Source organism: Roseibium sp. SCP15 (genome assembly GCF_040329435.1).
GTDB lineage: Bacteria > Pseudomonadota > Alphaproteobacteria > Rhizobiales > Stappiaceae > Roseibium.
In genome coordinates this window covers 295,838-309,355 of sequence record NZ_JBDZYI010000002.1, presented here as the reverse complement: position 1 = coordinate 309,355, position 13,518 = coordinate 295,838, and the positions used below count along the sequence as shown (strand labels likewise).

The window sequence follows — 13,518 nt, the reverse complement described above, 5'->3', positions numbered from 1 at the left end:
CTTTGCATCAAACCCCTCAAGACCTGCGTCAGATCGAAGCTCTGCTGGATTTCTATATGGATTCCGGCGTTGACTGCTTTTTGGGTGACGACCCGGTCGACTGGTTTGAGCGGACAAATGAGCAACTTAGGCAACGGCAACAGGCGCAATCCGTTCAGGCACCGGTCCAGACAAGCCACGGGCAGCCGAACACGGGACAGCCGCAGGCGCAACAGCCATTCGCCGCCAATCCCGCACAGGCGCGGACACCGGCTCCTGCCATGGCACAGCCGGCGTCCACCGGCCAGGCTGCGGTCATTCCCGACAAGGAGATTGTCTCCGCGGCCAGGGACCTTGCTGCGTCGGCGGCGACACTTGACGATCTGAGAGCCTGTCTGGAAGCCTTTGACGGCTGCAATCTGAAACTGACGGCAAAGAAACTTGTCTTTTCCGATGGCAATCCGTCTGCAAAGCTGATGTTCGTCGGCGAAGCTCCGGGCAGGGACGAGGACTTGCAGGGTAAACCGTTTGTCGGTCGGTCCGGCCAGCTTCTTGACCGCATGCTGGAGGCAATCGGGCTTGACCGTTCTTCGGCGTATATCGCCAATGTTGTGCCGTGGCGACCACCGGGCAACAGGACACCGACGCCTCAGGAAACAGAAATCTGCAAACCCTTCATCACGCGGCAAATCGAGCTGGTAAACCCGGATGTCCTCGTGTTTCTGGGGGCCGCGTCCGCTAAAACCTTGCTGGGTGTTCAGGACGGTATCAGGAAGATGCGCGGCCGCTGGATGAGCTACCCGGGGCAGGGAAGGGAAATCGCGGCCATTGCCACGTATCACCCGGCCTATCTGCTGCGGAGCCCTCTTGAAAAGCGATTGTCCTGGCGCGATTTCCTGAGCATCCACGCCAAACTGTCCGGACACTGAAACACTCCTTGTGTTAACCCGGTTTTCAGCCTTCAGGTTGTAGGGTGGAGTGTATCTTTGGAGGACGGACTTTGAGCGGTTTGGCCGTGGCGAAAAACGCAGATGGTGGCGTGTCGGCACTTGTTGTCGACCTTGCTGATATGTCGTGTTTCGATGCAGTCGTGCATGACCTTACCGACAGAGGCTGCCGTATCGTCTCCGCCAAGACCGATCTGACAGACAAGGAAGTCGGGCTCCGTTTTCCTGGCATCGATATGCTGGTGCGTGGTTGGGTGACTGCCTATGGCGACAATGAAGCGCGAGTGTCCTTCAAGTCCGGCAAGGTCAAGCCAACCGAAAAGCGCCGCGAAATAAGGCGTCCGGTCTGGATCAGCGCAGTCGTCTCGGGACAGACCAATCCGATTACCATGAAGTGCCGCATCGTTGACGCGAGCAAGTCAGGGTGCCGCCTGGAAGGCGACAAACTGGATCGTCTGCCAGAACACATCCACATATCCATTCCGGGTCTCGACTTGCCGATCAAGTCGGTGATGGTCTGGCGAAAAGGAAAACAGGCCGGTGTGAAACTGGATTGGCCTTTTGAACCGGAAACAGAGCCGACACCGGAAATGCTGCTGAAACAGTTCGATGAAGAGCTGGAAAAGCAGAAGTCGAAGCCCAAACCGAAAAAGCGCATCAGCGCATTTGGCCGATAAAATCTCATTGTTGGAGCGAAAGCTCCGCATTTGCGTAGATTTGCCGATAGGACGGTCTTTGCAAGACGCCATCTGATACATATATCGGATGGAGTTTGTGAAATTTGTCAGGGCCAATTCAGCGTGCTTTCTTCTTTGCGCCATATCCTTCCGAAACGCTTCCGTGATGACAAGACGGTAATACCCGTCGTGCGCCTGCAAGGTGCAATCGGCATGGGCGGTCCCATGCGCCAGGGGCTGTCGCTTGCTTCCGCTGCAACACCTCTGGAAAAAGCGTTTTCGATCAAAAAGGCCCCGGCGGTCGCCCTGATCGTCAATTCGCCCGGTGGCTCGCCCGTTCAGTCGCGTCTGATTTTCAAGCGCATTCGCGATCTGGCGAAGGAAAACGAAAAGGATGTTCTGGTCTTTGTCGAGGATGTAGCGGCCAGCGGCGGCTACATGATTTCGCTGGCCGGTGACGAGATCTTCGTCGATCCGTCTTCCATTGTCGGCTCGATCGGTGTGGTGGCTGCAGGTTTCGGTTTCACTGAGATGATCAAGAAGGTCGGGATCGACCGCCGGGTCTATACGGCTGGCGAGAAAAAGGTGACCCTTGATCCGTTCCAGCCGGAAGTTCCCGAGGATATCGAATATCTGAAGAGCCTTCAGCTGGAGATCCATGAGACCTTCATCGATATGGTCAAGACCCGGCGTGGTGACGTCCTGACAGACGACCCCGACCTGTTCACCGGCAAGTTCTGGACGGGCAGGACAGCCGTACAGCTGGGGCTGGTCGACGCCATTGGAGATCTGCGCGGTGTCATCAAGGAACGATACGGCGACAAGGCGGAGCCGAAGTTGATTTCGGCACCGCGTGGCCTGTTCGGTCGCAAAGGCGGGCTTGGCGTTGCGCTTTCGGACCAGCGCCTGACGGAAGGCCTTGGTGACGAGCTGATTTCGGCGGTTGAAACCCGCGCACTCTGGATGCGTTACGGCCTTTAAAAAGGCGCAAAGATTTGGGAAGTGAGGGGACACAAGGGGAGTTCAAATGACTGAATTGATTGGTGTTGCGGCGCTTGCCGTCGGCGGCTACTGGATCATGCAGCGCGTGAAGCGCAAGATGGCCGAAGTCGAAAACCAGATCTCCAAGGCTGCGGCGAAGGCCGACCCGAACGGCCGTGGTGCCAAGCTTGTGCTTGATCCGGTGTCCGGAAAGTATCGGCCGGAAGCGAGCTGACAAGAGATCTCAACCTCGCAATACAGAAGAAGAATGGCGACCGGACAATCATCCAGCCGCCAATGATGGGCTTGTTTATACGGAAGCTGTCCGGAACAGTCCCCAACGCAGAGAACTCCTGCGAGCTGACATGGTCAGGATGAGGACAACCAGCGCCACCTGAAGAGTTTCAGAAACCGGCCCGGCCAGCCAGATCCCTTGTTCTCCGATCAGTGCCGGCAAAAGCCAGACAATGGGCAGGAAGAACAAATACGGCCTGACGAGGCTCAGAAGAGCTGCCCGTTTCGCGTCGCCAATGGCCTGAAAGTAGGACGCGATCACAAGCAAAGGTCCTGCAGCAAAATACATGGCGACCATGATCGGCAGTATCCGGGCCATTTCGTCTGCCACCTTGATATCCTCCACGAAGATCAATCCGATCGGATGCGCCAGAAACGACAGGACCAACTGGGCGCCAAGGCAATAGATCAGCGCTGCAAGCATACCGAGCTTGAGCGTGACATTTGATCGGTCCCAGAGTTGTGCGCCGAAATTGTTACCGATCATCGCCTGGAGCGCCTGGCTTAGGCCCAGAAGCGGCAGAAAAAAGAAGGTCATGATCCGGGTGATGACACCAAACGCGGCAACGGTGTTCGCATAATTTGAGGCTCCATAAATCTGCAGTACGGCAAATGTTGCAGTAGATCCCAGAGCAATCCCGATGAAACTCAGGCTTTGTGGTGCACCGAGCGCCAATATGGAAGGCCACTTTGCTGTAAACGGATGTGCCAGCAAGGCTTTGGGTCTCAACACTGTCTGGCCGAAACTTCTGAACACCAGGACAGAGGACATGGCACACGTCTGGGCCAGAACCGTGCCATAGGCAGAGCCGGCGACTCCGAAGTCAAAGACTGCGACGAGTACAAAGTTGAACGCAATGTTTGCCAGAGATACCAACACGCTGGTCGCGGCCATCAGGCCGATGCGCCCTTCGCTGCGCAACGCGTCGGCATTGACGGAGAGCACAAACAGAAGCGGCGACGAAAAGATGGTGATCGCCAGATAGGTGTGGCTCATTCCAGCTATCAGGAGCGACCCGCTGGCTGCGGCAGTGGTTACGCTGTGCCCGAAAAGCATGAACAGCGTGATGAGCGCGGCGCTCAAGCACAGCGCCAATCCATGCGCCCCGGTGAAGGCAGCGCGGGCATCTTCTACGCGATTGCCGCCGAGCGCTCTTGCCAGAAGGCTTGCCATGCCGTTGCCAATAAGTGTCGCCATTGCTGCCAGCAACATATAGGCCGGGAACATCAGTGTTACTGCGCTCAAAGCGTCAGGTCCGACATAGATCCCTAGAAAGATCGCATCGGCGACGGTGAGAAAACCGTTCATGCTCATGACGAGGATAATCGGAAGGGCTGTTTTCAAGAGGGTCAGGCCGGGAGGCCCATGTGTGAACGCGTTTGGGCGAGCCGTGTCTTGCGACATGCTTTTCTCCGATATTTCAGATTTTGAGATTGGAGGGGCTCGCGTTGCCACCGGAGAAGGAATGTGCGCGGAAACCGGCAGATTGGTAAGACCAGACTTTCACCATGACCCAAGGTCTGCGAGCGGCAGGTATCTGGAACCGGGGAGGACCGTAATAAAGATGACGGGGCATCGTCAACAGTCATCTTGGCCACTTGCGCTGCCGCTCGTATAAACCTTCTGCCCTTGACCTTGCCGCAGCTCCGTGGCACCTCTCGCCACCGGACAGGCGGGCCATGCCCGCTGCATAAAGCTCATTGCGGAAACTATCCATGTCGACTGAAACTCTGCCGGCGCATATGCGTCCGGAAAACTCTTTCCAGGGCCTGATCCTGACACTGCAGCGCTACTGGGCTGATCAGGGCTGTGTGGTGCTCCAGCCTTACGACATGGAAGTCGGCGCAGGTACTTTTCACCCGGCCACAACCTTGCGGTCCCTCGGGCCGCGCCCGTGGAAGGCCGCCTATGTTCAGCCGTCCCGCCGCCCGACCGATGGTCGCTATGGCGAAAACCCGAACCGGCTGCAGCACTATTATCAGTTTCAGGTGATCCTGAAGCCGTCTCCGGCAAACCTTCAGGAACTTTACCTGAACTCGCTTTATGCAATCGGTCTGGACCCGAAGGTGCACGACATCCGTTTCGTTGAGGACGATTGGGAAAGCCCGACCCTCGGTGCCTGGGGACTTGGCTGGGAATGCTGGTGCGACGGCATGGAAGTGTCCCAGTTCACATACTTCCAGCAGGTTGCCGGATTTGAATGTTCACCGGTTTCCGGCGAACTGACATATGGTCTTGAGCGCCTGGCAATGTACATTCAGGGTGTCGATAACGTCTATGACCTGAACTACAACGGCATGGAAGGTGACGACAAGGTTACCTATGGCGACGTCTTTCTTCAGGCCGAGCAGGAATATTCCCGGCACAATTTCGAGCATGCCGATACCGAGATCCTGTTCCGCCATTTCAAGGATGCGGAAAGCGAATGCCGTGCGCTTCTCGAAGCCGGCGCGAAAGCGCGCGACGAAGCGGGCGCGAGCGTGCATCAGGTCGTCCTGCCTGCATACGACCAGTGCATCAAGGCCAGCCACGCATTCAACCTGCTTGACGCGCGCGGCGTGATTTCCGTTACCGAGCGTCAGAGTTACATCCTGCGTGTACGTGAACTGGCCAAGGCTTGCGGTGCGGCTTTCCTGGAGACCGAAGCAGGTGGCGTCGGTTACCACAATCAGGCAGCCGGGTAGCCCGACGCTTCGGCCCGCCCGCCGTCGCCGAATAGTGTGTCCTTGATCACGGTTTGTCGCTTGATACAGAACTGAAACAATTCAGTTCCTGTGACCGGATGACAATCAGGAACTGAAGAGATAGCCTCCGCAGCGCATTTGCGGAGGTTTTTTTATGATTGCCTGGTTTGTTCTGACGCTTCTGATCGCTCTGTCTGTTTTTGCGATCCTTCTTTACAACGTGCTGGTCAAGAAGCGGCAAATGGTCGAGGAAGGCTGGAGCGGCATTGACGTTCAGCTGAAGAGGCGGGCAAACCTGATCCCCAATCTGGTCGAGACTGTGAAGGGCTATGCCTCCCACGAACAGGAAACGCTGGATGCGGTCACGCAGCTTCGCACTCAGGTCGGCTCTCTTCCGAAAGACGATGTGGCCGGAAGGGCAAAGGCGGAGGGGCAGCTGTCACAGGCGCTCGGTCGGCTTTTTGCTGTTGCGGAGGCTTATCCTGATCTCAAAGCAAGCCAGAACTTCTCCGATCTCCATCAGTCTCTGGACGATATTGAAGACGCCATTCAAATGGCCCGCCGCTACTACAATGGTGCGGTCCGTGGGTTGAATGTGGCTGTTGAGAGTTTCCCATCCAACCTGATTGCCAATCAGTTCAAATTCGAGAAGGCCGAGTATTTCGAAATCGAGGATGAGGCGGATCGGGCTGTGCCGACGGTTCAGTTTTGACGGAGACCGGCTCGATGAAAATTCTCAAGTTTCTGGCCTGCGGTGTGACCGCTTTGCTCATTCTCGTGCTCAGTTGGTCTGCTCAGGCCGATGAGCGGATCCTGAAATTCGTATCCAACATCGAAGCGGCAAAAAACGGCACACTGACGGTAACCGAAACCATCACGGTTCGCGCGGAGGCCAGAGAAATCAGGAGAGGGATATTCAGGGATATTCCTCTGTCGGCCAAAGGGCCGAATGGACGAACCTACCAGGTAGGTTTCAAACTGCTCAGCGTCTTGCAGGACGGACAGCCAGCACCGCATTTCACCAGGAAAAGTGCAAATGGCGTAAGAATTTACGTGGGTGAAGAGAGTGTGTTCCTGCGACCGGGCAACTACACTTACACCTTCGTGTATGAAACCACCCGGCAAGTCCGGTTCTTCGAAGACTACGACGAGATCTACTGGAACGCGACCGGAGTGGAATGGGCCTTCCCGATTGACGAAGCCATTGCGCGGGTTGTTCTGCCTGCCGGCGTCAAGGCCACCGAGTGGACGGCCTTTACCGGCCCATTCGGATCAACCGCCCAGAACTATGATGCAGCGCCGGAAGCCGATGGAACGGAGGTGATTTTCACCACCAGTCAGACATTGGCACCACATGAAGGCCTGACGGTCGTCGTCAACATGCCTGTCGGTTCCATTCAGCCGCCGTCGCAGGCCGAACAGTTCCAGTATTTCCTGACCGACTATCGGTATGAGCTGATCGGTGGCGCAGGTGTCTTGCTGGTATTCTTCTATTACCTGTTTTCCTGGATCAAGGTGGGCCGCGACCCGGCAAAAGGGGTCATATTTCCAAGGTTCAAGGCTCCCGAAGATATCTCACCCGCACTCGCCAGATACATAGTCAATCGGGGATTTGGGGACGGAGGCTGGACCGCTCTGTCCGCTGCCTGCCTCAATCTTGCGGTGAAGAAACGCCTCCGGCTCGAAGATGACGATGGCGAGGTTACTCTTGTCCTGGAACCCGATGGCAGAAACGGTGCTGTTCCGGGCAATGGACTGCCCAAGGGAGAAGCTGCCTTGGAAAAATGGCTGAGCGAACGCGACAGCCCCCTGATCCTGAACGAAAACAACGGCAAATCGATCCAGAAACTTGGTGACAGGTTCAGTAGTGCGATCATTGGTGAAAGCAGCAATGTTTATTTCAAGAGTAACTGGACCTATCTGATTCCGGCAATTGTGCTTTCTCTGGTCACCATAGCCGCGATGATTTTTCTGGTGCCGAAGACTTCGGCGCAGGAAGAATTCACCATCATGTTCATGTTCTTTTCGGTCTTCGTGACCATGTTCTCCGTTGGATTTGGCCTGCTAGTTGGCAGATTTGTCAGTTTCGCGTTCCGGATGGTGCTGATTTTTGTCGCATTGGGACTGTTGGCGTTCGGAGCTGCCAGCCTGGCCGATCTTGCGACCGGTGGTCTTGACGGCATGCAGGCGTTTCCGCTTGTCGTCGTCTTGTTGATTGCAATGAACATCCTGTTCATCTGCGTGATCGGAGCCCCGACGGCTCTTGGGCGCAAAATGCTGGATGAAATCGAGGGGCTGCATCTTTATCTCTCTGTCGCCGAGAAAGAGCGCCTCAACATGGCCGACGCACCGGACATGAGCACCACACACTTTGAAAAACTGCTTCCCTATGCAGTTGCTCTGGGCGTGGAAAAACCATGGTCCAAAGCGTTTGAAGGCTGGTTGGCGACTTCAGCAGGGGCTGCTGCGGCAAGCAGTTATCACCCCGGCTGGTATTCCGGCAGATCGTTTGACGCCAGGCGGATCTCTGAGAGCGTGGGGGCAACGGCAAGCGCGATGGCAGGCTCCTTCCAATCGTCGTTGCCGGCCCCCGAAACCTCCAGTTCCGGTTCATCCAGTGGATCATCCGGCGGTGGCGGCGGTGGCGGCGGTGGCGGCGGCTGGTAGAGCCGCTTGCCTTTTTGCGCGCATTTGATTGAATGCCTGCCGGGTGCTCTCATTTAAAGGCGGCATGAAGGAGCGGGTGGGCAATGACAGGAGAGACACTCTCCCTGAGTGAATTTGTGAGTTTTAACCTGGCAATCCTGGTCTATTTTCTGGGTGTCCGGTTAAACAAGAAAATCGAATTCCTTCGCCACTACAACATACCGGAACCCGTCTCAGGCGGCCTGCTGGTGGCCTTCCTGGCGCTGGTAGTCTACCTCGTCCGCGGTACGGAAATAAGCTTCTCACTTGCTTCCCGCGACTATCTTCTTTTCTGCTTCTTCACCGCTATCGGCTTGAACGCAAAGTTCTCCGATCTGGCGAAGGGAGGTAGACCGCTCCTGATACTGCTCGGCCTTACGGTGGGCTATATGCTTCTGCAAAATATCGTCGGAACCGGCCTAGCTGTCGCAATGGGATTTCCGACAGGTTTCGGTTTGCTCGGCGGTACTGTTTCCCTGGTTGGAGGGCACGGCACCGCGATTGCCTGGGGTCCCAGACTGGCAGGTGACTACGGGGTGGTAGGTGCCGTGGAGATTGGTGCGGCAACGGCCACGCTCGGTCTCATTGCCGCCAGCCTCCTGGGTGGGCCGGTCGGCAATTACCTGATTGAACGAAGGGGCGCGAAACCGGACCCGAACCGTCCTCATGAAGATCCCATGATCGGTATCGAGAGCGATCACGAAGCTGACACCAATGTCACGCATACCGGGCTGATGCGGTCGATCCTGGTGCTCAACATTGCGATCGGTTTGGGCAGCATTCTGCAGGAAGTTCTGAAAGTGGGCATTGGACTCGACCTGCCGGTCTTTGTGACCTGCCTGTTTTGCGGCATCGTCCTGTCCAACACAGTGCCGCTGATTTTTCCGAACATCACCTGGCCGGCCAGGTCCCGTTCCCTGGCGGTCATCTCCGATCTGGCGCTCGGCATTTTCCTGACCATGTCCCTGATGAGCCTGCAACTCTGGACCATTGCCGGACTGGCCGGTCCGATGATGCTCATTCTGGCAACACAGATCGTGGTCGCGGCTCTCTACATCATTCTGATCCTGTTCCCGCTCATGGGGCGCAATTACAACGCTGCAGTGCTCGGATCAGGGTTTGCCGGGTTTGCGCTGGGAGCGACCCCGACCGCTATCGCGAACATGACGGCTGTCACCAAACGCTACGGTGCATCGACGCAGGCATTTTTGATCCTGCCGCTGGTTTCCGCTTTCTTTGTCGATCTGGCAAATGCCGTCATCATCCTCTTGTTCCTGGGAGGATGAGCGCGGGCGCCTGCTGTAGAAATATGGGTCAGGCCGCGTCGGTCTTGTCGGTAAAGGGCAGGCGGCCTTTGTCCTGCAACTTCAACAGATCCGTAGCGTCTTCGGCATCGACGGCTTCCGCATACAGGAAACCCTGACCGTAGTGACAGCCGTTGGAGCTGAGTGCTTCGTGGATCTCGCTCTCTTCAACGCCTTCTGCGACGGCGTCGATATCCAACCCTTTTGACAGAACAAGAATGGCTTCGACAATCGCTCCGCACTGTTTGTCGACCAGCATGCGCTCGGTGAAGGATTTGTCGATCTTGACCTTCTTGATCGGAAAGTCCCGCAGATAACTCATGCTGGAGTGACCGGCGCCGAAGTCATCGAGAGCGATGGCAATCCCGAGTTCCGTCAGTTCGTTCAAAATGCGTTTGGCCGATTCCGGGTTCTTCACCAGCGAGGTCTCGGTAATCTCCAGAACCAGTCGCTTCGGCTCAAAGCCGCTTTGTTCGAGTATGGAACTGATCTGGTGCGGAAGAGCCGGATCCTGCAGCTGCACGGGCGACAGGTTGAACGAAAGATAGAGTTCTTCAGGCCAGTCCCTGGCAACGCGGCACGCGTCGTTCAGGAGATGACGCGTCAGTTCCGATATGATGCCGCAGTCTTCAGCAATCGGAATGAACTGGGTTGGAGGTACCATCCCGAAATCGTTGTCCGTCCAGCGTGCCAGTGCTTCGAAGCCCGCAATCCGGCCTGTGTCCATATCGAGGATCGGTTGATAGTGAGCGTTGACCTGGCGGTCTTCGATCGCGCGGCGAAGGCGTTGCTCCAGAAGGGTCCTGTGCAGGATCGAGGCATCCATGTCGACTTCGAAAAAACGATAGGTCGAACGGCCGGAGGACTTGGCCCGATAGAGTGCGATATCGGCGCGGCGCAGCAGTTCTGTGATCGCGTAGCCGTCATGCGGATAAAGTGCAATGCCGATGCCACTGCCAATGGAAATCTGACGCTCGCCGAATTCGAACCGGTCGCTGATGCGCGTCAGGAGCCGCCGGGCGAAGCCTGCCGCATCGGACTTTTCATCGAAGATCGGGGAAATGACTGCAAATTCGTCACCTCCGAGACGAGCGACGATACCATCATTGCCGACGATTTCGGCCAGCCGGTTGGCAAAGCTCCGAAGCAGGTTGTCACCGAATTCGTGGCCGTAAACATCGTTGATCGGTTTGAAGCCATCCAGATCCAGCATCATCACCGCCCTGAAATTGTCTGACTTCACCTCGCGGGTGAGATCAGGGAAGGCGTCCAGAAGGCGGCGACGATTTGGCAAACCCGTCAGAGGATCGTGCTGGGCCAGAGCGAGTGCTTCCGAGTGCGCAGAAGATCTGGCGGTCAATTCCTTGCGCAGACGTCTTGTTGTCCAAAATCCGTAGAGAAGGCAAAGAGCAGCGACCGTAAGCAGGGAACTCGTTACGAATTTGAACGTGCGATAATCTTCGCTCGTCTGCTCAAACGAAAAAATACTAGGTAAAAACTGCAATAATACAAAGCTGACAAAGACTATTATCAGGAGTGCAATCATAGATCGAGATAGCAACCGCTTTTCTGCAACTTCCTGTTTAGTCACGTAATTTGTCCCAATACATCAGGCTGTCTGATTTCGCCAAAGTCTCGCATGTATTTCTTGAAGAAAAGTGAAGCATTCCAGTGAAGCCACCTGCGAAAGAGAGGATGACGTTGCGGTGCCGGGTTGAACCGGAAAGGGGGTGACAAGTGGCCAGCGACTTGGTAACGGACGCTCAATCCATTTCCGGTGGCACCCCACCAAGACCGAAGGCCCTTAATCCCATGCCCGATCTTCTGCTTGAGCTTTTCAGCGAAGAAATTCCGGCCCGTATGCAGCGCAAGGCGGCCGAAGACTTGAAGTCTCTCGTATCAAACGCACTGGTCGATGCCGGTTTGCCGTACGAGGGCGCGAAGGCATTTGCCACGCCGCGGCGTCTGGCTCTTCATGTGGCAGGTGTTCCGGTCGGCTCCGCTGCAACCAGAGAAGAACGAAAGGGGCCGCGTGTTGGTGCGCCCGATAAGGCCGTTGAAGGTTTTTTGCGCGGTGCCGGTCTTGCTTCCATCGACGATGCGACAATCCAGAGCGATCCGAAAAAAGGTGACTTTTATGTCGCGGTGATCGAAAAGCCCGGTCGTTCGGCAATTGATATCATCGCAGAGTTCATGCCGGGCATCTTGCGCAACTTCCCTTGGCCAAAATCCATGCGCTGGGGATCAACCTCAACGCGTTGGGTCCGGCCGCTTCATTCCATTGTCGCCACTTTCGGTCCGGAAACGGAAGAACCCGAAGTTGTACCATTCGAGTTTGATGGCATTCATTCGGGTCAGGCGACGCGTGGCCACCGTTTCCTGGCAGATGAAGCATTCGAAGTGCGCAGATTTGACGATTACGCGACCGGCCTTGAAAAACACAAGGTCGTCCTGGATGCCGACCGCCGCAAGGAAATCATCCTGAACGATGCCAAGGATCAGGCGCTGGCCCTTGGTCTCGAACTGGTCGAGGACCCGGGACTTCTGGAAGAAGTTGCAGGTCTTGTCGAATGGCCGGTGGTTCTCACCGGGGCCTTCGACGAGGATTTCCTGGAAATTCCGGATGAGTGTATTCAGCTCACCATTCGCGTGAATCAGAAATGTTTCGTGCTGAAGGATCCGAAGTCCGGTCGCCTTGCGAACAAGCTCGTCCTCGTTTCCAACATCCTTGCCGAAGATGGTGGCAAGCTGATTGTTGCCGGCAACGAGAAGGTCATTCGTGCACGGCTTTCCGATGCCCGCTTCTTCTGGGAGACGGATCTGAAGACCAGACTGTCCGACAATCTGCCGAAGCTGGATGAGGTCAAGTTCCACGAAAAGCTCGGCAGCGTTGGCGAGCGTGTGAAGCGCCTCGCTTCTCTTTCCGCTGAATTGGCCCCAATGGTCGGTTCTGATGAGGCGAAGGCGAAGCGGGCGGCCGAGCTCGCCAAGGCCGACCTTGTCTCGCAAATGGTCTTTGAGTTCCCGGAACTTCAGGGTCTGATGGGGCGCTACTATGCAGCTGCCCAGGGAGAAGATGCTTCTGTCGCGACAGCCGTTGAAGAACACTACAAGCCGCAGGGACCTTCCGACAACGTGCCGACGGACCCGGTTGCGGTCAGCGTCGCACTGGCGGACAAGCTCGATTTGCTTGCCGGGTTCTGGGCGATTGATGAAAAGCCAACCGGTTCGAAGGACCCGTTCGCGCTTCGTCGTGCTGCGCTCGGCGTCATTCGTCTCGTCCTCGAAAACGGACTGCGGATCAAGTTGGGGCAGGCGATCCGATCTGCTTTGGATCTGCACAATGTGAATGTCACGGACCCGGATGCGCTTGTTGCTGACCTTCTGTCCTTCTTCGGTGATCGTCTCAAGGTCTACCTCAAGGATGAAGGCGCACGTCACGACCTGATCGATGCCGTCTTTGCTCTTGAAGGTCAGGACGATCTGCTGATGGTCGTCAAACGCGTTGAGGCACTTGGCAAGCTTGTGTCGTCCGACGATGGTGCGAACCTGCTTGCAGGCTACAAGCGAGCGGTCAACATCCTGAAGGCGGAAGAAAAGAAGGACGGCACGCCGATTACAGGCAAACCGCATGCAGATCACCTGCAGGAGCAGGCGGAAATCGACCTGGCTGCTGCCATCGATACGGCCCGCGCCGAGGCTGCGGAAGCAGTTAAAGCCGAGAACTTCGAGGGAGCCATGGAAGCGCTCTCGAAACTGCGCGCGCCGGTTGATCGTTTCTTTGAAGACATTCTGGTCAATGCGGACGACAAGGTTCTGCGCATGAACCGCCTTCAACTGCTCGGCGAGATTCGCGATGCGACCCACGTGGTCGCCGACTTCTCGAAGGTTGCCGGATAAGTAGACAAAAGGCCTGCATGTTTGAAGAAAACATGCAGGTACCTCTCTGCGATCACTGTATCGAGA

11 protein-coding genes are annotated in these 13,518 nt (G+C 56.4%); 9 read left to right on the top strand and 2 right to left on the bottom strand.

The features are described from left to right. Positions 1-56 precede the first annotated feature (56 nt). From ABLO27_RS08775 to ABLO27_RS08760, 4 genes are all read left to right on the top strand, one after another. Positions 57-908, top strand: a complete 852-nt coding sequence (locus ABLO27_RS08775) for a uracil-DNA glycosylase family protein (protein ID WP_353033496.1) — start codon at positions 57-59, stop codon at positions 906-908. 71 nt (positions 909-979) lie between these two features. After that, a complete protein-coding gene (locus tag ABLO27_RS08770; protein ID WP_353032112.1) occupies positions 980-1,603 on the top strand; it encodes a PilZ domain-containing protein in 624 nt (207 codons plus the stop codon). 123 nt (positions 1,604-1,726) lie between these two features. Continuing rightward, a complete protein-coding gene (locus ABLO27_RS08765) occupies positions 1,727-2,584 on the top strand; it encodes a S49 family peptidase (RefSeq protein ID WP_353032110.1) in 858 nt (285 codons plus the stop codon). A gap of 46 nt (positions 2,585-2,630) precedes the next feature. Further along, positions 2,631-2,819, top strand: a complete 189-nt coding sequence (locus ABLO27_RS08760) for a hypothetical protein (RefSeq protein ID WP_353032108.1) — start codon at positions 2,631-2,633, stop codon at positions 2,817-2,819. A 75-nt stretch (positions 2,820-2,894) separates the two neighbouring features. On the opposite strand, the gene ABLO27_RS08755 is transcribed toward ABLO27_RS08760, so the two are convergent. Next, the gene (locus ABLO27_RS08755) at positions 2,895-4,283 is read right to left on the bottom strand and encodes an MATE family efflux transporter (RefSeq protein WP_353032106.1); all 1,389 of its coding nucleotides are present in this window, start codon (positions 4,281-4,283) and stop codon (positions 2,895-2,897) included. Between the two features lie 311 nt (positions 4,284-4,594). Between ABLO27_RS08755 and ABLO27_RS08750 the strand changes: the two genes are divergently transcribed. The 4 genes from ABLO27_RS08750 (at position 4,595) to gltS (ending at position 9,534) form a co-directional block, all read left to right on the top strand. Then, complete coding sequence (locus ABLO27_RS08750; RefSeq protein WP_353032104.1) at positions 4,595-5,563, top strand: glycine--tRNA ligase subunit alpha; 969 nt, start codon at positions 4,595-4,597, stop codon at positions 5,561-5,563. A 154-nt stretch (positions 5,564-5,717) separates the two neighbouring features. Next, on the top strand, positions 5,718-6,275 hold the full coding sequence (locus tag ABLO27_RS08745) for a LemA family protein (RefSeq protein ID WP_353032102.1): 558 nt from the start codon (positions 5,718-5,720) through the stop codon (positions 6,273-6,275). 14 nt (positions 6,276-6,289) lie between these two features. Next, on the top strand, positions 6,290-8,230 hold the full coding sequence (locus tag ABLO27_RS08740) for a DUF2207 domain-containing protein (protein WP_353032100.1): 1,941 nt from the start codon (positions 6,290-6,292) through the stop codon (positions 8,228-8,230). A gap of 83 nt (positions 8,231-8,313) precedes the next feature. Beyond that, positions 8,314-9,534, top strand: a complete 1,221-nt coding sequence (gene gltS, locus ABLO27_RS08735; protein WP_353032098.1) for a sodium/glutamate symporter — start codon at positions 8,314-8,316, stop codon at positions 9,532-9,534. A 28-nt stretch (positions 9,535-9,562) separates the two neighbouring features. On the opposite strand, the gene ABLO27_RS08730 is transcribed toward gltS, so the two are convergent. Continuing rightward, complete coding sequence (locus tag ABLO27_RS08730) at positions 9,563-10,912, bottom strand: putative bifunctional diguanylate cyclase/phosphodiesterase (protein ID WP_353032096.1); 1,350 nt, start codon at positions 10,910-10,912, stop codon at positions 9,563-9,565. 452 nt (positions 10,913-11,364) lie between these two features. Here ABLO27_RS08730 and glyS point away from each other — a divergent pair, with 452 nt between their 5' ends. After that, complete coding sequence (gene glyS, locus ABLO27_RS08725) at positions 11,365-13,452, top strand: glycine--tRNA ligase subunit beta (protein WP_353033495.1); 2,088 nt, start codon at positions 11,365-11,367, stop codon at positions 13,450-13,452. Positions 13,453-13,518 lie beyond the last annotated feature (66 nt).

Coding starts and splice junctions, on each gene's coding strand:
- ABLO27_RS08740 (WP_353032100.1), top strand. CDS start 6,290: ATGAAAATTCTCAAGTTTCTGGCCTGCGGTGTGACCGCTTTGCTCATT.
- ABLO27_RS08760 (WP_353032108.1), top strand. CDS start 2,631: ATGACTGAATTGATTGGTGTTGCGGCGCTTGCCGTCGGCGGCTACTGG.
- ABLO27_RS08775 (WP_353033496.1), top strand. CDS start 57: ATGGATTCCGGCGTTGACTGCTTTTTGGGTGACGACCCGGTCGACTGG.
- ABLO27_RS08745 (WP_353032102.1), top strand. CDS start 5,718: ATGATTGCCTGGTTTGTTCTGACGCTTCTGATCGCTCTGTCTGTTTTT.
- ABLO27_RS08750 (WP_353032104.1), top strand. CDS start 4,595: ATGTCGACTGAAACTCTGCCGGCGCATATGCGTCCGGAAAACTCTTTC.
- glyS (WP_353033495.1), top strand. CDS start 11,365: ATGCCCGATCTTCTGCTTGAGCTTTTCAGCGAAGAAATTCCGGCCCGT.
- gltS (WP_353032098.1), top strand. CDS start 8,314: ATGACAGGAGAGACACTCTCCCTGAGTGAATTTGTGAGTTTTAACCTG.
- ABLO27_RS08755 (WP_353032106.1), bottom strand. CDS start 4,283: ATGTCGCAAGACACGGCTCGCCCAAACGCGTTCACACATGGGCCTCCC.